The organism is Streptomyces sp. NPDC058663, from assembly GCF_042716745.1.
GTDB lineage: Bacteria > Actinomycetota > Actinomycetes > Streptomycetales > Streptomycetaceae > Streptomyces.
The window spans coordinates 36257-57408 of the sequence record NZ_JBHXRV010000045.1; the positions used below are offsets into that span (position 1 = coordinate 36257).

Annotated in this window: 19 protein-coding genes; 8 read left to right on the plus strand and 11 right to left on the minus strand. The window is 71.0% G+C overall.

Annotated features, from left to right (window positions below; genetic code table 11):
• The first annotated feature begins 93 nt into the window (after positions 1-93).
• Together ACFWVV_RS28590 and ACFWVV_RS28595 are read left to right on the plus strand one after the other, a co-directional pair.
• Entirely contained in the window at positions 94-1383 is a 1290-nt protein-coding gene (locus tag ACFWVV_RS28590) for an LCP family protein (RefSeq protein ID WP_384355220.1), read from the plus strand.
• A 316-nt stretch (positions 1384-1699) separates the two neighbouring features.
• A complete protein-coding gene (locus ACFWVV_RS28595) occupies positions 1700-3040 on the plus strand; it encodes a membrane dipeptidase (protein ID WP_384355218.1) in 1341 nt (446 codons plus the stop codon).
• Positions 3041-3105: 65 nt separating this feature from the next.
• On the opposite strand, the gene ACFWVV_RS28600 is transcribed toward ACFWVV_RS28595, so the two are convergent.
• Positions 3106-4443, minus strand: a complete 1338-nt coding sequence (locus tag ACFWVV_RS28600) for a UDP-glucose dehydrogenase family protein (RefSeq protein ID WP_384355216.1) — start codon at positions 4441-4443, stop codon at positions 3106-3108.
• A 187-nt stretch (positions 4444-4630) separates the two neighbouring features.
• Between ACFWVV_RS28600 and ACFWVV_RS28605 the strand changes: the two genes are divergently transcribed.
• The 3 genes from ACFWVV_RS28605 (at position 4631) to ACFWVV_RS28615 (ending at position 7591) form a co-directional block, all read left to right on the plus strand.
• A complete protein-coding gene (locus ACFWVV_RS28605; RefSeq protein ID WP_384355214.1) occupies positions 4631-5806 on the plus strand; it encodes an acyl-CoA dehydrogenase family protein in 1176 nt (391 codons plus the stop codon).
• A gap of 206 nt (positions 5807-6012) precedes the next feature.
• The gene (locus tag ACFWVV_RS28610; RefSeq protein ID WP_384355212.1) at positions 6013-6588 is read left to right on the plus strand and encodes a hypothetical protein; all 576 of its coding nucleotides are present in this window, start codon (positions 6013-6015) and stop codon (positions 6586-6588) included.
• Positions 6554-7591 carry a tyrosine-type recombinase/integrase gene (locus tag ACFWVV_RS28615; RefSeq protein WP_384355210.1) on the plus strand — a complete coding sequence of 346 codons (1038 nt, stop codon included), beginning with the start codon at positions 6554-6556 and terminating at the stop codon, positions 7589-7591. Before ACFWVV_RS28610 ends, ACFWVV_RS28615 begins: the two co-directional genes overlap by 35 nt.
• Before the next feature lie 91 nt (positions 7592-7682).
• On the opposite strand, the gene ACFWVV_RS28620 is transcribed toward ACFWVV_RS28615, so the two are convergent.
• From ACFWVV_RS28620 to ACFWVV_RS28630, 3 genes are read right to left on the minus strand one after another with little or no spacing between them, the layout of a single operon-like run.
• A complete protein-coding gene (locus ACFWVV_RS28620; protein ID WP_384355208.1) occupies positions 7683-8867 on the minus strand; it encodes a dipeptidase in 1185 nt (394 codons plus the stop codon).
• A 5-nt stretch (positions 8868-8872) separates the two neighbouring features.
• On the minus strand, positions 8873-9370 hold the full coding sequence (purE, locus tag ACFWVV_RS28625; RefSeq protein ID WP_384355273.1) for a 5-(carboxyamino)imidazole ribonucleotide mutase: 498 nt from the start codon (positions 9368-9370) through the stop codon (positions 8873-8875).
• A 19-nt stretch (positions 9371-9389) separates the two neighbouring features.
• The gene (locus ACFWVV_RS28630) at positions 9390-10529 is read right to left on the minus strand and encodes a 5-(carboxyamino)imidazole ribonucleotide synthase (RefSeq protein WP_384355206.1); all 1140 of its coding nucleotides are present in this window, start codon (positions 10527-10529) and stop codon (positions 9390-9392) included.
• A 206-nt stretch (positions 10530-10735) separates the two neighbouring features.
• Between ACFWVV_RS28630 and ACFWVV_RS28635 the strand changes: the two genes are divergently transcribed.
• The gene (locus tag ACFWVV_RS28635) at positions 10736-11296 is read left to right on the plus strand and encodes a GtrA family protein (protein WP_384355204.1); all 561 of its coding nucleotides are present in this window, start codon (positions 10736-10738) and stop codon (positions 11294-11296) included.
• On the opposite strand, the gene ACFWVV_RS28640 is transcribed toward ACFWVV_RS28635, so the two are convergent.
• Positions 11289-12566, minus strand: a complete 1278-nt coding sequence (locus ACFWVV_RS28640) for an ATP-binding protein (RefSeq protein ID WP_384355202.1) — start codon at positions 12564-12566, stop codon at positions 11289-11291. The two genes, ACFWVV_RS28635 and ACFWVV_RS28640, sit on opposite strands and share 8 nt — an antisense overlap.
• A 92-nt stretch (positions 12567-12658) precedes the next feature.
• Positions 12659-13336, minus strand: a complete 678-nt coding sequence (locus tag ACFWVV_RS28645; protein ID WP_384355200.1) for a response regulator transcription factor — start codon at positions 13334-13336, stop codon at positions 12659-12661.
• Positions 13337-13761: 425 nt separating this feature from the next.
• On the opposite strand from ACFWVV_RS28645, the gene ACFWVV_RS28650 reads away from it, so the two are divergent.
• A complete protein-coding gene (locus ACFWVV_RS28650) occupies positions 13762-15282 on the plus strand; it encodes a peptide MFS transporter (protein WP_384355198.1) in 1521 nt (506 codons plus the stop codon).
• 93 nt (positions 15283-15375) lie between these two features.
• Here ACFWVV_RS28650 and ACFWVV_RS28655 read toward each other — a convergent pair whose 3' ends face one another.
• The 5 genes from ACFWVV_RS28655 to ACFWVV_RS28675 all read right to left on the minus strand — a co-directional run bounded on the left by ACFWVV_RS28655 (position 15376) and on the right by ACFWVV_RS28675 (position 19720).
• Positions 15376-16767 (minus strand): hypothetical protein, encoded by a 1392-nt coding sequence (locus ACFWVV_RS28655; protein WP_384355196.1) that lies wholly within the window; start codon positions 16765-16767, stop codon positions 15376-15378.
• Positions 16748-17569: a hypothetical protein gene (locus ACFWVV_RS28660; RefSeq protein WP_384355194.1), complete on the minus strand. Its 822-nt coding sequence runs from the start codon at positions 17567-17569 to the stop codon at positions 16748-16750. The genes ACFWVV_RS28655 and ACFWVV_RS28660 overlap by 20 nt, the downstream gene beginning before the upstream one ends.
• 105 nt (positions 17570-17674) lie before the next feature.
• Positions 17675-18382 carry a peptidase gene (locus ACFWVV_RS28665; RefSeq protein WP_384355192.1) on the minus strand — a complete coding sequence of 236 codons (708 nt, stop codon included), beginning with the start codon at positions 18380-18382 and terminating at the stop codon, positions 17675-17677.
• A gap of 188 nt (positions 18383-18570) precedes the next feature.
• Positions 18571-19209 (minus strand): ATP-binding protein, encoded by a 639-nt coding sequence (locus ACFWVV_RS28670; RefSeq protein WP_384355190.1) that lies wholly within the window; start codon positions 19207-19209, stop codon positions 18571-18573.
• A gap of 142 nt (positions 19210-19351) precedes the next feature.
• A complete protein-coding gene (locus tag ACFWVV_RS28675; protein ID WP_384355188.1) occupies positions 19352-19720 on the minus strand; it encodes an STAS domain-containing protein in 369 nt (122 codons plus the stop codon).
• A 339-nt stretch (positions 19721-20059) separates the two neighbouring features.
• Here ACFWVV_RS28675 and ACFWVV_RS28680 point away from each other — a divergent pair, with 339 nt between their 5' ends.
• Positions 20060-21025, plus strand: coding sequence for an RNA polymerase sigma factor SigF (locus ACFWVV_RS28680; RefSeq protein WP_384355186.1), 966 nt, complete (start codon positions 20060-20062; stop codon positions 21023-21025).
• Positions 21026-21152: the final 127 nt, after the last annotated feature.

A 21152-nucleotide genomic window follows, 5' to 3' on the forward strand; every position in this document is an offset into this window, starting at 1 on the left:
TGCGCGTGCACATTGCATCAGCTCTGCAACAGCCAGGCCCCGATTTCCCACCCGGACTTCTGGCCACCGCCACATAGCCCGCACACTGAGCACATGAGCGACTGGCCCAGTGCACGAAACGACGACCGCAACGACCGGTACGGCCGCGGCAGCGCAGGCGCGCAGCCCGAGGGCCCCCAGGTGATGCGGCATGTGCAGCGCGGCCAGGCCCCGCGGCCCGCTCCCCAGCGCCCCACGGCTCCGCCGCCCGGTGTCCCGGCGCAGCAGTCGCAGGGGTACGACGACGACTACCCCGTGTGGGACGGCGGCGCCCAGCGCGGCAGCCGCGACGACGGCTACAACACGGGCCAGGTCTACGGCGGCGGAGGCAACCGCTCCGGCGGCGGCCGCGGCCCGCGCCCCGCCCCGAACTGGGGCCGCCGGATCAAGGTCGGCGCGATCACCGTCGCCGCGGTCCTCGCGATCACCTCGATCGGCACCTACTTCTGGGCCGACTCCAAGGTCCGCCGCGAGGTCGACCTCTCCAAGGTGATCGACCGGCCGGAGGAGGGCGACTGCACCACGTACCTCATCGTCGGCTCCGACAGCCGCGAGGGCATGACCGCCGAGGACAAGAAGAGGCTGCACACCGGCTCCGCCGACGGCAAGCGCACCGACTCGATGATGATCCTGGCGTCCTGTTCCAGCGGGAACACCATGGTCTCGCTGCCCCGCGACTCGGACGTGGAGATCCCGTCCTTCGTCGGTTCCCAGTCCGGCAAGCGCCGCGAGGGCACGGGCCGCCGGGTGAAGCTGAACGCCGCGTACGCCGAGGACGGCCCCCAGCTCCTGGTCCGTACCGTCGAGCACAACACCGGTCTGCGCATCGACCACTACGCGGAGATCGGCTTCGCCGGCTTCGCGAACATCGTGGACGCGCTGGGCGGCGTCGAACTCGACATCCCGAAGGCGTTCAAGGACAAGAAGTCGGGCGCCGACTTCCAGGCCGGCAAGCAGACCCTCAACGGCGAACAGGCGCTCGCCTTCGTCCGCACCCGGTACGCCTTCTCCTCCGACCTGGAGCGCACCAAGAACCAGCAGAAGTTCCTGTCGGCCCTTGCCTCGCAGGCGGCCACCCCGGGCACGGTCCTCAACCCGTTCTCCCTGTACCCGATGCTGGGCGCGGGCCTGGACACGCTCGTCGTCGACAAGGACATTGGGCTGTTCGACCTGGGCGAGATGTTCTTCGCCATGAAGGGCGTGCAGGGCGGCGAGGGCAAGTCGATGAACATGCCGATCTCCGGCATGCGCGGCAGCAACCTCGTCTGGGACAAGGCGAAGATGCAGCAGCTGGTCAAGCAGATCAAGAACGACGAGCCGGTCACCGTCACCGCGGACCGCTGAGCCACGTCCCCCCGCGCGGGGGGGGGCGGCTGAGCCACCTCCCCGGCGTGGGGAAAGCCGGCTGAGGCCCCTCCCCCGCGGGGGAGGGGCGGCTGAGGCACCTCCCCGCCCCACCGCGGGGAAGGGCGGTCCCCTCGGGAGCGCACACCAGGCGATCCGGCCGGACGAAACAGCCCGCCCCTCCAGGGGCGGGCTGCCTCGTCCCGCTCGCCTCCCCGCCCCTTCCCTCCGTCCCCCGAACGGCTCACCCGCCGCGAACCCCCGGCGCTCCCGTGCCACGGTTGCCCTATTGCCGTCGCGACACCGGAGCCCTCTCATGGCACTGCTACAGGACGACCCGCAAGCCTCCCCCGCCGCGGGCCAGCCGGCCCGGGAGCCGACCGCCACCTCCCGTACGGAGCAGACGGAGCGGCCGCACACTCCGGCCCACGACACGGCGCCCGACCGGGACCCGGACCCCGCCCCGGACCCGGCGCCCGACGCGTCCCCGGCCGACGCGTCCCCCGCCCCCGAACCACCGCTGGAACCGGCCCGCGCGCTGCTCGCCGCCCACCCCGTGGCCGACGGCCACAACGGGCTCGCCTGGGCGCTGCGCTCCGTCCCCTGGTCCGACATAGAACTGGGCGAGAGCACCCTCGACACCGACCTTCCCCGGCTCCGCTCCGGCGGGATCGGCGCCCAGTTCTGGTCGCTGCACACCTACGGCCGGCAGGGCGCAGGGACGACGCAGCAGCCCACAGGTCCGGCCCCGGACGCCCGAGCCGCACCGGGCGCCGGACCGACGCCCACCGCGGGACCGGCTTCCACGGCGGGACCGGCTTCCCCCGGCCCGGCACCGCACGGCGACCGGGAACGCGACTGCACGGCCGCCCTCACGCTGGAGCAGATCGACCGCGTCCTGGCACTCGTCCGCAGCCACCCCGAGGGCCTGCGCCTCGCACTGAGCGCGGGCGAGATCGGCGCCGCCAGGTCCTGCGGCAGGATCGCCTCCCTGCTCGGCCCGGCCCAGGCCACCGCCATCGGCGACTCGCTCGGCGCCCTGCGCTCCCTGCACGCCCTGGGCGTACGCATCCTCACCCTCACCGGAACCGCCTGGGCGCCGCCCACCGGGCTGACCAGGTTCGGACAGGAAGTCGTACGGGAGATGAACCGGATCGGCATGCTCGTCGACCTCAGCGGTGCCACGCCCGAGACCGCCCGCGCGACCCTCACCGTGACCAAGGCACCGGTGGTCTTCACCCGTTCCGGAGCCGCGGCCCTCAACAGCCACCCGGCGAACGTCCCCGACGACGTGCTGCGCGCCGTGCACGCCAACGGCGGCCTGTGCATGGTGCCGTTCTCCGCCGACGCCACCGGCTCCTCGGTGCACGACGTCGCCGACCACCTCGACCACGTCCGCTCGCTGGCGGGCCCGGACTGCGTCGGCCTCTCCGGTACGTACGACACGGGCTCCGGCCACCCCGCCGGGCTGACCGACGCGGCCGGCTACCCGCTCGTGATCGCCGAACTCCTGGAGCGCGGCTGGCCGGAGGCCGATCTGGCCAGGCTCACCTGGGGCAATCTCCTGCGGGTGCTGCGCGACATGGAGTTCGCCGCCCGGGCGGCGCAGGAGCGCCGCGGTCCGTCCACCGCGCGGATCGAGGAGATGGACGGCTGAGCGCAGGCGGCGGCCGCGCAGGCACCGGGCAGGCACCGGGCCGCCGGCCGACGGCTCCGCCGGCGTCAGGCCTTCGGGCGGCCCATCGCCCGGTACGTCCACCCGGCCTCGCGCCACTTCGCCGCGTCCAGGGCGTTGCGCCCGTCCAGGATGAGGCGGTGCGCGACGGCGCTGCCCAGCTCCTCCGGGTCCAGCTCGCGGAACTCGCTCCACTCGGTGAGGTGCAGCACCACGTCCGCGCCGCGCACCGCGTCGAGCGCGGAGTCGGCGTACCCGAGGGTCGGGAAGACGCGGCGGGCGTTGGCCATGCCCTTGGGGTCGTACACGGTCACCTGACCGCCCTGGAGGTGGATCTGCCCGGCGACGTTCAGTGCGGGCGAGTCCCGTACGTCGTCCGAGTCGGGCTTGAACGTGGCGCCCAGCACCGCGACCCGCTTGCCCAGGAAGCCGACGTCACCGAGTGCCTCCCTGGCCAGCTCGACCATGTGCCCGCGGCGCCGCATATTGATGGAGTCGACCTCGCGCAGGAAGGTCAGCGCCTGGTCCGCGCCGAGCTCGCCGGCCCGTGCCATGAACGCCCGGATGTCCTTGGGCAGGCAGCCGCCGCCGAAGCCGATCCCGGCCCGCAGGAACTTCTTCCCGATCCGGTCGTCGTGCCCGATGGCCTCGGCCAGCTTCGCCACGTCGCCATCGGCGGCCTCGCAGACCTCGGCCATGGCGTTGATGAAGGAGATCTTCGTGGCCAGGAAGGAGTTGGCCGCGGTCTTCACCAGCTCGGCCGTCGGGAAGTCGGTGACCACGAAGGGCGAGCCCTCCCCCAGCGGTGTCGCGTACACCTCGCGCAGGATCTTCTCGGCGCGCTCGCTCTCCACGCCGACCACGATCCGGTCCGGGTGCAGGGTGTCCTCGACGGCGAAGCCCTCGCGCAGGAACTCCGGGTTCCAGGCCAGCTCGACGCCCTCGGGCGCCTGCGCGGCCAGCAGCTCCTTGAGCCGTGCAGCCGAGCCCACCGGCACGGTCGACTTGCCCACCACCAGCGCGTCGCTCTTCAGGTGCGGTGCGAGGGAGGCGAAGGCGCTGTTCACGTAGCTCATGTCGCAGGCGTACTCGCCGTGCTTCTGCGGCGTGTTCGTACAGACGAAGTGCACGTCGCCGAACGCACCGACCTCCGCCCAGTCCGTCGTGAAGCGCAGCCGCCCGCTGGACCCCGGGAGCCCCTGGACGTGGCGCTGGAGCAGCTCTTCGAGGCCCGGCTCGTAGATCGGCACCCGTCCCGCCGACAGCATCTCGATCTTCTCGGGCACGATGTCCAGCCCGAGCACCTCGAACCCGAGCTCCGCCATGGCCGCGGCGTGCGTGGCGCCGAGGTAGCCGGTGCCGATCACGGTGATCTTGAGGGCCATGTCGTGCTCCTAGCGATACGGACGGGACAACGCGCCCGAGCATATCCGGGTGCCCGGAGGGGGAAATTCGGCCCCGCGGCGGTGCTGTCGGCAAACTCACGTATCCCTGGATCGCCCGCAGCCCCTAAAATCAGGATTACCGATCAGGTTACTTAACGGTAGTTAGCACCTTTGGGAGTGAGAGACCTTGGCAGGTTCGCCCGATTTCGACCTGTACCGCACGTCCGAAGAGCACGACATGCTCCGTGAAACGGTGCGCGCGCTCGCCGAGGCGAAGATCGCTCCGCACGCCGCCGAGGTCGACGAGAACGCCCGCTTCCCGAAGGAGGCCCTGGACGCGCTGGTCGCCGCCGACCTCCAGGCGGTGCACGTCCCCGAGGCGTACGGCGGCGCCGGTGCGGACGCGCTCGCCACGGTCATCGTGATCGAAGAGGTCGCCCGGGTCTGCGCCTCCTCCTCCCTCATCCCCGCCGTCAACAAGCTGGGCTCCCTCCCGGTCATCCTCTCGGGCTCCGAGGAGCTCAAGAAGAAGTACCTGGCGCCGCTCGCCAAGGGCGACGCGATGTTCTCGTACTGCCTCTCCGAGCCGGACGCCGGTTCGGACGCGGCCGGCATGAAGACGCGCGCGGTGCGCGACGGCGACTTCTGGGTGCTCAACGGCGTGAAGCGCTGGATCACCAACGCGGGCGAGTCCGAGTACTACACGGTGATGGCCGTCACCGATCCCGAGAAGCGCTCCAAGGGCATCTCCGCCTTCGTCGTGGAGAAGTCCGACGAGGGCGTCTCCTTCGGCGCCCCGGAAAAGAAGCTCGGCATCAAGGGCTCCCCCACCCGCGAGGTCTACCTCGACAACGTGCGCATCCCCGCCGACCGCATGATCGGCGAGGAGGGCACCGGCTTCGCGACCGCGATGAAGACCCTGGACCACACCCGCATCACCATCGCGGCCCAGGCCCTCGGCATCGCCCAGGGCGCACTGGACTACGCCAAGGGCTACGTCCAGGAGCGCAAGCAGTTCGGCAAGCCGATCGGCGACTTCCAGGGCGTCCAGTTCATGCTGGCCGACATGGCCATGAAGCTGGAGGCGGCCCGCCAGCTCACCTACGCGGCAGCCGCCAGGTCCGAGCGCGTCGCCGCCGGCGGCGACAAGGAGGACCTGACCTTCTTCGGCGCCGCCGCCAAGTGCTACGCCTCGGACGCCGCCATGGAGATCACCCTGGACGCCATCCAGCTCCTCGGCGGCTACGGCTACACCCGTGACTACCCGGTGGAGCGGATGATGCGCGACGCCAAGATCACGCAGCTGTACGAGGGCACGAACCAGATCCAGCGCATCGTGATGGCGCGGAACCTGCCGAAGTAACCGGTACGGCAAAGAGACACACGAGGAGAGAGGGCGTCCCCACCGGGGCGCTCTCTCTCCTTCGTTCACCTGTTTGACCGCCCACCCGCATGGGTCAATGGAACACGAAACACGGCAGGAACCGTGTTGCGTGTTCTAGATTCCTTCTCGTGACCGGGGGCCTCCCGGCACGTGGTGGCCACTGTGTGCCGCGCTAGTTTGAACGGATGACGGATGCGCACAAGGACGGCGAACTTCCCGCGGGCTGGCGGGTGGAGGGGGAAAACCTCATCCACGAAGCCGAGTTGTACGGGTGGCGGCTCACTGTGGTGAGTGTGCTGAGTGCGCCGTGGGACGGTCCGTCCAGTCTCCGTATCGACCCGCCGGCGGATCTGGATGCCGCGAAGGAGTCGGACGGCATCACAGCGGAGCTGATGCGGTCCATCTCGCTGTCGGAGATCCGCAGAACGACGAAGGAGCTCAGGGCACGGTTCAGCCGCTCGGCCGATGGCCCGGGCGGGGGGACTGTGCCCGTCAGGGTTGAGACCGACCACGACTACGCCCTGATGGCCCGTGAGTACGTCTCTTTGGTGGAGCAGGGGTACCGGAGTCCGGTCACACGGCTGGCAGCCGCGTGGGGGATGAGCAGGAACACCATCAGTGGACGTATCCGCCGGGCCCGCGCCATGGGCTTCCTCGCCGGGCCACCAGGCAAACCCGCGGACCGTCTGACCGCAAAGGCCAGACGGTGTCTGGAGGGCGAAGAACATGAGCAGTCCCGGGAACGAGTCGGCGGGGGTTGAGCCCTTCGTCTCGGTCTTCGAGCGCTGGGCCACCACTCGGGGAGTGGAGAACAGCAGCGTCAAGCAGTACCGGACCATTCTGGCGAGGAGCGTGGAACCCTTCTTCGGCTCGCGCCCCGTCGGGTTGGTGAGCCCGTCGGACATTACGGAGTGGGTGCTCTGGCTCATCGACACCCGTGCGTACAAGCCGTCCACTACACGGTTTCGCTTCAACATCGTGATGTCAGTGTTTGCATGGGCCGTGGAAGGCGGGCTCATCGAAGCGAACCCGTGCCGCGGCATCCAGCTGCCCGACAGCCGGGCTCAGGTCTATCGCGACCAGCGCGCAGAGGCCCAGGTCCCTACCACGGTGGTCGTACACGCCGTCACCAGCGCGGCGCCCGAGCGCTATCGCGGGATGTTCTGGCTGATGGCCGGTTGCGGGCTCCGGCTCGGTGAGGCCATGGGTATGGCGGCCGACCGAATTCATCCGCACCGCAAGGTGATCACGGTCGACCGGCAGGTGGCCTGCGACGGGGACACAGGCACCGGCAAGTACGGCCGGATGCGGCTACGCCACATCAAGTGGCGCGAGGAGGGTGACCGGGGCAGGGAGGTACCGCTGCCAGACATCGTGGCTCTGGCATTGCGGCGGCAGCTCAGGGACCACGGAACCTGGAGCCCGGACGGACTGCTGTTCGCCAACGTCACCCGGACCGGGCTGCTGTACCCGTACTACTGGTACGAGAAAATCTGGAAGCCCGCTCTGATCACGGCCGGTGTCGACTACTTCAAACCGCACAGTTTCCGGCACTTCTACGCGGCGTCCCTCTTTTCTCAGGGGGTGTCGGTGACAGAGGTCTCGGCCTGGCTCGGGCACTCTTCCGTGAGCTTTACGGAGCGCTATTACAGTGACCTGATGCCAGATGCCCCGGACCGGGCGCGGCTCGCGATCGACGGGGTGCTGGGGCTCGGTGCACCGGCCACTGCCCGTGAGAGGGTCCGGCTTCGTTCGGTGGTCTGAACGCCTCCGCCCCTGCCTCGCACCGGTGCGAGGCAGGGGCGGGTGGGCTGCGCGGCGTCGGTCCGGTATGGCTCTGGGGGAAGCGGGTGGCTCAGCCGTCCAGCTGTTCGAGCGTCGCGTTCGACGGGGTGCGGCGGGACTGGAGGTCGCGGGCCACGGATTCCGCGTCGCGCAGGACGCGGACCGCGTTCTGCCAGGTGAGCTGGGCGAGGTCGGCGGTGGACCAGCCGCGGGTGAGCAGCTCGGCGATCAGGTTCGGGTAGCCGGAGACGTCCTCCAGGCCCGCCGGGGTGAAGGCCGTGCCGTCGAAGTCGCCGCCGATGCCGATGTGGTCGATGCCGGCGACCTCGCGCATGTGGTCGAGGTGGTCGGCGACCGTGGCCGCGTTGGCCATCGGGCGGGGGTTCCCGGCCTCGAAGGCGCGCTGGACCTTCATGCCCTCTGTGGTGGTGTCGAGGGCGTCCAGGCCGTGGGCGCGCATGTTCTCGTCCGCGCGCAGCGTCCACTCGACGGCGGCGGGCAGGATGAACTTCGGTACGAAGGTGGCCATCGCCACGCCCCCGTTGGCGGGCAGGCGGGAGAGGATCTCGTCCGGGATGTTGCGCGGGTGGTCGCAGACCGCGCGCGCGGAGGAGTGCGAGAAGAGGACCGGGGCCTCGGAGGTGTCCAGCGCGTCGCGCATGGTCGTGGCCGCCACGTGGGACAGGTCCACCAGCATGCCGACGCGGTTCATCTCCCGTACGACCTCACGGCCGAAGGCGGAGAGGCCGCCGACGACGGGGGTGTCCGTCGCGCTGTCGGCCCACGGCGTGTTGTCGTTGTGGGTGAGCGTCATGTAGCGGACGCCGAGGGTGTGCAGGGCGCGCAGGGTGGCGAGGGAGTTGTTGATCGAGTGGCCGCCCTCGGCGCCCATCAGGGAGGCGATGCGGCCGTCCCTGCGGGCGGACTCCATGTCGTCGGCCGACAGCGCGCGGACCAGGTGGTCCGGGTAACGGGCGAGCAGTTGGCCGACGACGTCGATCTGTTCGAGGGTGGCGCTGACCGCCGAGTCGCCGGTGAGCTCGGTGCGGACGTACACCGACCAGAACTGGGCGCCGACGCAGCCGGACTTCAGCCGGGCCAGGTCCGTGTGGAGGTGGGCGGACTGGTCGGCGCCGATGTCGAGGCGGTCCAGGTCGTAGCCGGCCTGCTCGCGCAGCGCCCAGGGGAGGTCGTTGTGGCCGTCGACGACGGGGAAGTCGGCGAGGAGCGCGCGGGCCTCGGAGAGGCTGCTCACGGCGCTCACTTCCCGAAGCCGAAGGAGTCCGCGCCCATCGCCTTGGTGCGCAGCCGCTTGCCCTTCTCGGTGGCCTGGGCGTTGAGCTCCTGCTGGAACTCCTGCATGCGGGTGAGCAGTGCCGGGTCGTGGGCGGCGAGCATGCGGGCCGCGAGGAGGCCGGCGTTGCGGGCGCCGGCGACGGAGACGGTGGCGACGGGCACGCCGGCCGGCATCTGGACGATGGACAGCAGGGAGTCCATGCCGTCCAGGTACTTGAGGGGGACGGGGACGCCGATCACGGGGAGCGGGGTCACCGAGGCGAGCATGCCGGGGAGGTGGGCGGCGCCGCCCGCGCCCGCGATGATCGCCTTGAGGCCGCGGCCGGCCGCTTCCTCGCCGTACGCGATCATCTCGTGCGGCATCCGGTGGGCGGAGACGACGTCGACCTCGTAGGGGATCTCGAACTCGGCGAGCGCGGTGGCGGCGGCCTCCATGACGGGCCAGTCCGAGTCGGAGCCCATGACGATGCCGACCAGTGGATTACTCAACGATCGTTCCTCGGAGGTAGCCGGCGGCGTGACGGGCGCGTTCCAGCACGTCGTCGAGGTCGTCGCCGTAGGTGTTGACGTGGCCGACCTTGCGGCCGGGTTTCACGTCCTTGCCGTACATGTGGATCCTCGCCTGCGGGTCGCGGGCCATGACGTGCAGGTACGGCTTGTACATGTCGGGGTAGTCGCCGCCGAGCACGTTGCACATCACGGTCCACTTCGACCTCGGGCGCGGGTCGCCGAGGGGGAGGTCGAGGACGGCACGGATGTGGTTGGCGAACTGCGAGGTGATCGCGCCGTCCTGGGTCCAGTGGCCGGAGTTGTGCGGGCGCATCGCGAGTTCGTTGACGAGGATGCGGCCGTCCTTCGTCTCGAAGAGTTCGACCGCGAGGTGGCCGACCACGTCGAGGGCGACGGCGATGCGGATGGCGAGCTGCTGGGCCTCGCCGGAGAGGGCTTCGGAGAGGCCGGGTGCGGGGGCGATGACGGTGTCGCAGACGCCGTCGACCTGCTGGGACTCGACGACCGGGTAGGCGACTGCCTGGCCGTGCGGGGAGCGCACGATGTTGGCGGCGAGTTCGCGGACGAAGTCGACCTTCTCCTCGGCGAGGACCGGGACCCCGGCGCGGAACGGCTCGTGCGCGTCCGCCTCGGACCGTACGAACCACACGCCCTTGCCGTCGTACCCGCCGCGCACGGTCTTGAGGATGACCGGATAACCCGCTCCCTCCGCCGCGAAGGCCGTCACGTCGGCGGGGTCGCCGACGATGCGGTGGCGGGGGCAGGGCGCGCCGATCTCGGTGAGTTTGGCGCGCATCACCCCCTTGTCCTGGGCGTGCACCAGCGCGTCGGGTCCCGGGCGGACGGGGATGCCGTCCGCCTCCAGGGCCCGCAGGTGTTCGGTGGGGACGTGCTCGTGATCGAAGGTGATCACGTCGCAGCCGCGCGCGAAGGCGCGCAGGGTGTCCAGGTCGCGATAGTCGCCGATGACGACGTCGCCGACCACTTGGGCCGCCGAATCCTGGGGGGTGTCGCTGAGGATCTTGAACTTGATGCCGAGGGGGATGCCCGCCTCGTGGGTCATACGGGCGAGCTGACCGCCACCGACCATGCCGACTACCGGGAACGTCACCCGGACAGGGTATCCGTAGGCACCCACCACCCGGGACGGGTGGTCCTTCGTAGGAACGCACAAGGGCGGGGAGTGGTCGCGTCGGGCTTCCGTCGTCGTTCCGGAGGTTCGTGGCCACCGGAAGGAACACGTCTCCCCGCCGCATGCGGGGTGACGGTTAGCATGGCTGGGTTGACGACATCAACCGAACGGGGTCGACGGACATCATGAGCGAGCCTGGCGGCACGGCGCTGCGGACGCGGTTGGAGCAGCTCGCGCGCGAGGTCGTCAAGTTCGGTGCGGTGGGCGGTCTGGGCCTGCTGGTCAACATGGCTGCCTTCAATGTGCTGCGGCACACCACCGATCTGCAGGTGGTGCGGGCGAGCCTGCTGGCCACCGTGATCGCGGTGCTCTTCAACTATCTGGGTTTCCGGTACTTCACCTACCGCGACCGCGACAAGAGCGGCCGGGCCAGGGAGCTGTCGCTCTTCCTGCTGTTCAGCGTGGTCGGCGCGGTGATCGAGAACGGGCTGCTGTTCGCGGCGACGTACGGCTTCGGCTGGAACACTCCGCTGCAGAGCAACTTCTTCAAGGTGTTCGGGATCGGGGTGGCGACCCTGTTCCGCTTCTGGTCCTACCGGACGTGGGTGTTCCGGACGCCGCCGGCGAAGGGGGCCGTCGGGCAGGCGGAGTCCCTGACGCAGGCGGCGACGCAGGTCCCGGTTGCGGCGCACTCCTCGTCCGCCGCCGCGCCGGCCGCTTCGTCGGCGCCGGGCCGGCTCACCTGATCGTTTTGCCGCCCGTCTCCGCGTCGCGCCTGCTGTCGGGTACGACGGTGCTGAGGAACAGGGCGAAGACGGCGGGTTTCTGCTGGAGCAGTTCCAGCCTGCCGCCGTCCGCCTCGGCGAGGTCGCGGGCGACGGCGAGGCCGATGCCGGTGGAGTTGCGGCCGCTGATGGTGCGCTCGAAGATCCGCGCGCCGAGTTCGGCGGGGACGCCCGGGCCCTCGTCGGTGACCTCGATGACGGCCTGATTGCCGGTGACGCGGGAGCGCAGGGCGACGGTGCCGCCGCCGTGCATGAGCGAGTTCTCGATGAGTGCGGCGAGCACCTGGGCGACGGCTCCGGGGGTGCCGACGGCCCGCAGGTCCTTCTTTCCCGACCGTACGATCGCCCGTCCGCCGCTGCGGTAGGCGGGCCGCCACTCCTCGATCTGCTGCTTGATCACTTCGTCGAGGTCGAAGGCGACGGCCGAGCCGGTGCGCGGGTCGCGGGAGTTGGTGAGCAGCCGTTCCACGACGTCGGTGAGCCGCTCCACCTGGGTGAGGGCGATGGTCGCCTCTTCCTTGACCGTCTCGGGGTCGTCGGTGAGCGTGATCTCCTCCAGCCGCATGGACAGTGCGGTGAGGGGGGTGCGGAGCTGGTGGGAGGCGTCGGCGGCGAGCCGGCGCTCGGCGGTGAGCATGCGGCCGATGCGTTCGGCGGAGGAGTCCAGGACGTCGGCGACCCGGTCGAGTTCGGGGACGCCGTACCTCTTGTGGCGCGGGCGGGGGTCGCCGGAGCCGAGGCGTTCGGCGGTCTCGGCGAGGTCGGTGAGGGGGGAGGCGAGCCGGTTGGCCTGGCGTACCGCGAGCAGGACGGCGGCGACGACGGCGAGGAGGGCCACCGCGCCGATGATCAGCAGGGTGCGGCCGACCTCGCGGGTGACGGTCGAGCGGGACTCCTGGACGGTGACGGTCTCGCCGCGCTCGCCGCTGGCCGTGCCCTCGATGACACCGCCTGCGGGGCGGGCGCCGATTTCGAGGGGGGCGCGGCCGGGGATGTCGATGCGGGCGTAGCGGTGGCCGCCGATCTGTTTGACCAGGACGTCGCGGCCGATGGTGCCCTCGATGCCGAGGCGGCCCTCGATGACGCTCACCAGCCGCAGCGCCTCGGAGTCGACGGACTCCTGGGCGCTGTTGCTGATGGTGCGGGTCTCGACGATGACGAGGGAGACCCCGAAGACGGCGATGACGACGAGTACCACGGCGAGCGTGGAATTGATCAGACGGCGGCGCATGGCTCAAGAATGCACGCCGTCCGGGGAAACCGGCCGCGGAAACCGTCCGGGGAAGCCGCACGGCTCCGGTGCCGCTCGCGGCTCCCGGCCTCTCAGCTCTTCTCGAACCGGAAGCCGACGCCGCGCACGGTGGCGATGTACCGGGGGTTCGCCGCGTCGTCGCCGAGCTTCTTGCGCAGCCAGGAGATGTGCATGTCGAGGGTTTTGGTGGAGGACCACCAGGTGGTGTCCCAGACCTCGCGCATCAGCTGGTCGCGGGTGACGACCCGGCCCGCGTCGCGCACCAGCACCCGCAGGAGGTCGAACTCCTTCGCGGTGAGCTGGAGCTCCTCCTCGCCCATCCAGGCGCGGTGCGACTCGACGTCGATCCGTACGCCGTGGGTGGCGGGGGCGGGGACGGGCTCGGTGGAGCCGCGCCGGAGCAGGGCGCGGACCCGGGCGAGCAGCTCGGCGAGGCGGAAGGGCTTGGTGACGTAGTCGTCGGCGCCGGCGTCGAGCCCGACGACGGTGTCCACCTCGTCGGCGCGCGCGGTCAGCACCAGGATCGGCACGGTGTGGCCGTCGGCGCGCAGCCTGCGGGCGACCTCCAGGCCGTCCATTCCGGGCAGCCCCAGGTCGAGCACGACCAGGTCGACGCCCCCCTGAAGTCCGGCGTCCAGGGCGGTCGGCCCGTCCTCGCGGACCTCGACCTCGTAACCCTCCCGACGCAGTGCGCGGGCCAGTGGCTCCGAAATGGATGCGTCGTCCTCGGCGAGCAGTACACGGGTCATGCAGGGAATGTTAGTCGGCGCGGCGGGCGGGCCGGTCATGATCCACAAGGAAGGGGAGGGCCCTGCGAGTCAGCTGCCCGATCCTGGGGAGGACCTTGGAATGTGGTGAGTTAGTTCCATTGGCACCTGTGATCCATGTCTCAAGTCCTTCCATATGCCGCACTGTCGTGTCGTAAGGTGGCGAGGACGTTTGTTGCACTAATCGGGGGCCTTTGGCGGCAATGACTGCCAAGGGTCCTTTTGTGTGCTTGATCGGGTCCACCGATCCGGACGGCAGTGAATGACCTATGGGCCGGGCCCCGCGCGCGACGACGCGTTCCGCGGGGCGTGGATCCTGGTGCGGTACCCCGCACCGGTGCCGGCCGCCCCCACCGGGCGCGTACCCCGTGTTCCACGGACGCGTCCCGAGCAAGCAAGGATCGACCATGGCGTCCAGCCTGACGAAGGAAACCCCCGGGGCAGTCGCCGGGGACAAGGCCTTCTTCGGCCACCCCCGCGGCCTGGCCACTCTCTTCATGACCGAGATGTGGGAGCGTTTCTCCTACTACGGCATGCGCGCACTTCTGGTGCTCTACCTGGTCTCCGGCGGCGCCGACGCCGCAACCGGAAGCCAGGGCGGCGGCCTGGGGATGACGCTGGCCACGGCCACCGCCATCTACTCCGTCTACGTCGCGATGGTCTACCTCATGGCCATGCCCGGCGGCTGGTTCGGCGACCGGGTCTGGGGCGCTCGCAAGACCGTCACCGTCGCGGCCGGCGTGATCATGGCCGGTCACCTCTGTCTGGCGCTGCCCGGTCAGATCGCGTTCTTCGCGGGTCTGATCCTGGTCGCCGTCGGCTCGGGTCTCCTCAAGGCCAACATCTCCACGATGGTCGGCCACCTCTACGACGGGCCCAACGACCCGCGTCGTGACGGCGGCTTCACGATCTTCTACATCGGCATCAACCTCGGTGCGTTCGTCGCTCCGTTCGTGGTCGGTACGGTCGGCGAGAAGGTCAACTGGCACTTCGGCTTCATCCTCGCCGCGGCCGGCATGGGACTGGGTCTGCTCCAGTTCCTGCTCGGCAGCAAGAACATGAACCCGAAGTCCAGCGTGGTCCCGAACCCGCTGAGCCCCGAGGAGCGCAAGGGCCTGCTGCTGAAGGCCGGTGGCATCACCGCCGTCGTCGCCGTCTTCTACGCGGTCGTCGTCTCCATCGGCGTCTTCACGCTGAACTGGGCACTGGTCCCGATCACGCTCGCCGGTCTGCTGATCCCGGTCGCCGTGCTGGCGCGCATCAAGCGCGACAAGCAGCTCTCGGCCCCCGAGCAGTCCAAGATGAGCGCCTACATCTGGTTCTTCGTCGCGGCCGCCGTCTTCTGGATGATCTACGACCAGGGCGGCTCCACGCTCTCCCTGTTCGCGTCCAAGAACACCGCGTCGTCGGTCTTCGGCCTGGGCTTCCCGGCCACCTGGTACCAGTCGCTGAACCCGCTCTACGTGATGGCGCTCGCTCCGGTCTTCGCCTGGCTGTGGCTGTGGCTGGCGCGCAAGAACCAGGAGCCGAACACCATCGTGAAGTTCGCGATGGGCATCGTCCTGGTCGGCGCCTCGTTCTTCGTCTTCATCGTCCCGATGAACATGGCGGGCGGCGGCGACAAGGTCTCCCCGATGTGGCTCGTCTCGATCTACATGATCCAGACCATCGGTGAGCTGTGCCTCTCCCCGGTCGGCCTCTCGGTCACCACCAAGATGGCGCCGCAGAAGTACGCCTCGCAGATGATGGGTGTCTGGTTCCTCGCCGTCACGGCGGGCGACTGCATCACCGGTCTGCTCTCGCTGGGCGGCGTGAGCCTGAACGGTCTCGGCGTCATCGCCGCGGAGGCGTCGCTCGCGGTGCTCGCGGGCTTCGCGGTCTGGATGTACCGCAAGAAGGTCCAGACGATGATGGGCGAGATCCACTGATCCGGCCGCCGTTTCCCGCTGTACGCGGGTGAGGGCCCGCCGCACCGACAGGTGCGGCGGGCCCTCCGGCGTTTCGGGGGCGCCGTACGTGGTTCACGCGGTGCTTCCCGGCGCAGGGGGGCGGGTGCCGCGGTGCGGTTCCGGTGCGGAGACCGGGGCGTGCGCGGCGCGCGGGTTCTTGTGCGGGAGGGCCGGGGGCGCGGGGGCGGGCGGCGGTGCCGGCGTGCTGTCCGGGGTGAACCACGGCAGCGGCAGGGCGGCGGCCGGGGCCCCGGCGGCGTCCTCGTCGGGACCGGCGTCGGTGTCCGGGCCGGGTCCTGCGTCGGGGCCCTCGTCGGGACCGGCGCCGGTGCCCGGGCCGGGGCATGCGTCGGGGCCCTCGTCGGGACCGGCGCCGGTGCCCGCGCCGGGAACCGCGTCGGGACTGACACCGGGACCCGCGTCGGGACCCGCGGCACCGGCCGGTCCCGCGGGCGCGGAGCGGCCCCGTATGCGCAGCGCGCCCGGGCGTACCCGGTCCACCACCGCCATGCCGATCCGGAACAGCCCCGCGGGCACCACGATCCCCAGCAGCACCCAGAAGAGGACCACGCCCCACGGCCGGTCCACTCCCCACGGCTGGGCGGCGAGCACCTTGGTCCCGTACTTCACCGAGACCAGGTAGTCGCCGTGCGCACCCGCCGGGAGCCGGACGTCGAGGGCGACCTCGGCCTGCTTGCCGGGGGCGAGGGTGCCGCGCCACTGGCGTTCCTCCCAGACCGGGGCGAACACGCCGTGGGAGGTGCCCACCTGGAAGACGGGGTCGGTGACCGGGGCCGAACCGAGGTTGCCCAGCCGCAGGACGATCCTGCGGGCCTCGGGGGCGCCGAACCAGGTCAGCAGCGTGCTGGAACCGTCGAGCCGTACCGTACGGCCGGTGACCGCGAGCCGTCCGGTGTCGCGCGGCGGCTCGGGGAGCGGGGCCACGGGGTGGCCCGCCACCTTGAACGCGGCGTCCCGGGAAGCCTGTCGGCCGGTCACGGTCGCGACGTGCACGACGCAGGGGCACGGCTTGGGCGGTTCGGCGACCGGCAGTTTCCGGCTGAAGGCGCCCTTGGCGTCGGTGGTGACGGCGCGGCCTTCGGCGTTGGCACAGGAGTTGGTGCCGCCGATGACGCCGGTGTCGGGCGAGGACTCCCCGCAGATCAGCAGCATCAGCAGCGCACCCGGCCGCCAGCTGCTCCCCTTGACGGTGATCTCGCCGCCCTTGCCCGCCTCGCCCTTGGAGAGCGTGACCACGGGCTCGGCGGCCGCAGCAGGTGCGGCGGCGGCCCCCGGTACGGCAGCCCAGGGCGCCGCCGCTCCCGGTACGGCAGCCCAGGGCGCCGCTGCCCCCGGTACGGCGGACGGCACCGCGAGCCCGGACGGCGCCGCGCCGAGAAGCAGCGCCAGCAGCACACCTGTCACCCCTGCCGCGACCCTGCCGTCAGCCCACATGCGCCGCATCCTCCTCGCCGCCCCTTCTCCGCCGTACGGTCCACAGCGCGCCGCCCGCCCCGGCCAGCAGCAGCACCGCTCCACCGCCGAGCACAGGACCCCGGGGCACGAAGTGCGCCGTGGCCGTCGCCTCCTCGCGGATGCCGCCGCCCGCGGTGACGGTCAGCCGCGCTTCGGCCCTGTCGAGGGCCGGGGCGACGCCGTCCGCCCATGGTTCGGTGACCTCGACGCGGCGGCCGGGGGCCAGCTCCGGTGCCGGATGCGGCCTGCGGTCGAGCAGTTCACCGAAGAGCCCCTGGGCGTGTACGGCGACGCGCGGGGCGAGCGTGGTGTTGCCCCGGTTGACCAGGGCGTACCGGACACCGTCGGCGCCGATCCGCACGTCCTCCACCGAGAGGGCCGCCAGCGTCGGCCCGCTGACCCGCAGTCGGACGGCGGTGCGCTGCTGCCGTCCGTCGGGCGCCGAGGCCACGATCGCTCCGGGATGGTCGCCCGGCCGCGCGCCCGCCGGAACGGTCACCGTGAACGGGACGTCCGCCCGGGTGCGCGGCGGCACCTTCACCCGTGCCGTCGCCAGCGCGATCCACGCCCCTTCGGCGTCCTCGGCGCGCAGGTCCACGGTGCGGGGCTCGCGGCCGGGGTTGGTGACGGACAGCTTGTCGGTGAAGACCGTGCCGGGTGGGCCCTGGAGGTAGAAGCAGGGCCGTTCGCCCCGCGCGGGCCGACTGCTACCGCCGGAGACCGGTCCCGCCGTCCAGGGCTCGGCGGCCGTGGCGGCGGGCGCGGGGCCCGCTCCGTACAGCAGCAGCAACCCCGCGAGGCACGCTGCCGTACGGAGTCGCAGGCGGCGGCCCGGACGGCCGTCCGGCCTGCGGGGACGGCGAGCACGGTGGACGCGCATCGGTGTCGGGGCGGGTCAGCCCGCGGACCGCTGGGTCTGCCCGGTGCGCGGGTTGCGCCTGGTCAGCCAGAGCACTCCGGCCGCGCCGGACAGCAGGACGGTGCCGCCGAGTGCGCCGAGCGCGGCGGCGGAGTCGAGCGGTCCGGTCCGCGGGAGCTCGCCGCCGCCCGTGCCTCCCGGCGAGCCGCCGGAGCTGTCGTCGCCGCCGCTGCCGCCCGAGCCCTGGACCGAGAGCTCCAGCGAGGGCCCCGGGCTGTTGGAGGGGGTGCAGGTGGTGGTCGTGCCCAGGGCCTTGATGGTGAGCACGGACGCGGTGAAGGTGACCTGGCCGCTCTTCTTCGGGGTGTACGTGCCCGACAGGTCGCTGATCCTGATGGGGGTGTTGGCGGGTATCGCCTCGGAGTTGGCGGGCCCCGCGACCGCGACGGTGCCGCCGTCCGCGCCGCCGACCTTGATGACCGCGCTCGGCTTCATGGCGCCCTTGCCGAGTTCGACGGGGCTGGAGGAGACGCCCTTCTGGAAGGTCATGGTGAGGGTGTAGCCGCTGCCGCCCTTGACCGCCTTGATGTCGATCGGGGAGACCGCGGCCTTGTCCCCGATCGGGGTCTTGCACTGGTAGTTGACGTCCACGACGGCGGCCTGTGCGGCGGGGGCGGCGATCAGCACCACCGAGCCCGCAACCGCCGCCGTCAGTGCGAGAGTTGTCCGCTTCTGGTACGACACCTCGATATCCCCTCGTGCGCCGGAGCGCCGCGGTGGCAACGGGCCGGTCCAGCCGGCCAAGTTACTGACGGCGCATCAGATTGGGCGCTCAAGGTACGCCGGGGACCCTGGGAGGGGAAGACAAAGAGCACGCCGTATCGGCGTGCTCTGCCACCACAGTTCTCGCGGACGGTGCTCCCGCCCCGCCGCTAGGCGGGGGCGGCCAGTTCCGCCCAGACGGTCTTGCCGGTGCTTTTCCCGTCGTCGTCCGTCACCTTCGCCACTCCCCAGTCCAGGCAGAGCCGCTGCACGATAAACATGCCGTGCCCGCCGGGCCGGCCCGCCTGGTGCGGGTCGCGGGGGGTCGGTTCGCCGACGCTGCGGTCGGTGACCTCCAGCCGGAGCACCTTCCCGTCGCAGGCGATGCGCAGGCCGTCGGGTCCCTCGGCGTGCAGGCACGCGTTGGTGACCAGTTCGGAGACGACCAGCAGGACGTCCTCGGCGGCTGCCCGCCGGGCACCGGTGGACGCCGGGAGCCAGCCCCAGTCGTACAGCGCCTGCCGGGTGAAGTCACGGGCCAGCGGAACGATGCCACTGGCCCCGTTCAACGGCAGCGAGCGCACCTGGAGGGGGGCCGCGCCCGGCACCGCCGCACCTTCGGCGGCGGCTGCCTGTGCCGCTTTGGCGGCAGGCTCCCCCGGGCCGGGGGCGGCACCGCCCGGGGCACGGGCAACGGGGGTCTGGGGCACGGCGGACCCGGACGCGGACGCGTCGGAGGCGGAGGCGGACGCGATGCCGTCCGGCTCGGGGCCGAGGTCGCCCGGCGGATGCTGCCGGGTGGTGCTCATCAGCGCTTCACCTCACCGATTCACCAAGTCGTCGTTTGCAGGGTCTGAGAGTCCTCCTGCCCGACCGAACCGTGAGAACACCCACGTATTCGATACGGACCGCAACACGCATGCGTGCGCCGCGCTCACAAGGAGGGGCGGATCAGTCGCGGAGGGCGGTTTCGAGCGAGTCGTGGACGGTGAAGACCGCCTCCGCCCCGGTGATCTCGAAGACCCTCGCCACGACGGGCTGCATGCCCACCAGATGCACCGCACCGCCGGCCGCCTCCGCCTTGAGGCGGGCGCCGAGCAGCACGTTCAGCCCGGTGGAGTCACAGAATTCGAGCAGCGAGCAGTCGATCACGAGGCGCGTGCGCCCGTCGTCGAGTGCCTGCTCCAGGGGTTCCCTGAGCAGCTCGGCCGTGTGGTGATCCAGTTCACCCGCCGGCGTCACGATCTCACTGGGGCCCTCGGTCCGCACTTCGACCTGAAGTCGGCCCCGGTTCGCGCTGCCGACCGTCCCGCGGTCCATGCCCGTCCCTTTTCGCCGTCGTGGTTCTGCGTACGCATTTACTGTCGCCGGACGCCCGGCAGCCGCCCCGCCGCACCCCCTGGGCACACCGAGGCTGCGAGGTATCCCCCCGACAGCAGCAGAAGACTACGCCTTCTTCACACGCACGGGTAGCCGAACAACGTCCTGAACTGGGCGTATTCGGACATAAGGCACTTGCAACCGCCTGTGGCGAGCGGGTAGGGCTAGTAGGGACAGATCCGACCACCGCCCGCCCACCACCGGCTTTGGAGGCGCCGCTTCACCGCAGGAACACGTATCGGCATCGGCAGCCATATGCCGAGAACGATGGAGGAGACCATGTCACCCCGGCTCGACGAAACGCGCACCCAGGACAAACAGGACGCGGCGTCGACATCACTTCCGCCCGAGCAGAACGGAACCGCACCCGCCGTCGAGGGACTCGTACCCCGGCAGCGGAAGGCCACACCGCCCGCTGAGTACTCCGAGCGGCCCGCGAGCCTCACCGACCTCCCCGAGATCCCGCCGTACGCCGAGGTGGGGGCGCTGGACGCCAGGGCCCTGTCGAAGACGCTCTTCAAGCGCCTGGAATCCCTCGAAGAGGGAACGCACGAGCACGCGTACGTCCGCAACACCCTGGTCGAGCTGAACCTCGCCCTGGTCAAGTTCGCCGCTTCCCGGTTCCGCACCCGCAGCGAACCGATGGAGGACATCATCCAGGTCGGCACGATCGGCCTGATCAAGGCGATCGACCGCTTCGAGCTCAGCCGTGGTGTGGAGTTCCCCACCTTCGCGATGCCGACGATCATCGGCGAGATCAAGCGCTTCTTCCGCGACACGTCGTGGTCGGTGCGCGTCCCGCGGCGCCTCCAGGAACTCCGCCTGGACCTGGCGAAGGCCGGCGACGAGCTGGCCCAGCAGCTGGACCGCTCCCCGACCGTCGCGGAGCTGGCCGAGCGCCTGGACCTCAGCAAGGAAGAGGTCGTCGAGGGCATGGCCGCGAGCAACGCCTACACGGCGAGCTCGCTGGACGCCCAGCCCGAGGAGGACGACTCCGAGGGTGCGCTGGCCGACCGGATCGGCTACGAGGACCACGGCATCGAGGGCATCGAGTACGTCGAGTCCCTCAAGCCCCTGATCGCGTCGCTCCCGACGCGCGACCGCCAGATCCTCTCGCTGCGCTTCGTCGCCAACATGACGCAGTCGGAGATCGGCGACGAGCTGGGCATCTCCCAGATGCACGTCTCGCGCCTGCTGTCGCGCACGCTGGGCAAGCTCCGCAAGGGCCTGACCGTCGTGGAGTGACTCCCGCCGCCGCCTCGAAGGGCGGCGTCGCAGAACACGGAGCGTTGGGCTGCCCCAGGCCGAATCCGGGGCAGTCCAACGCTCTTTCGTGCGGCACGGTGTGCCGGTGGTGCGGGGTCCGCCTACC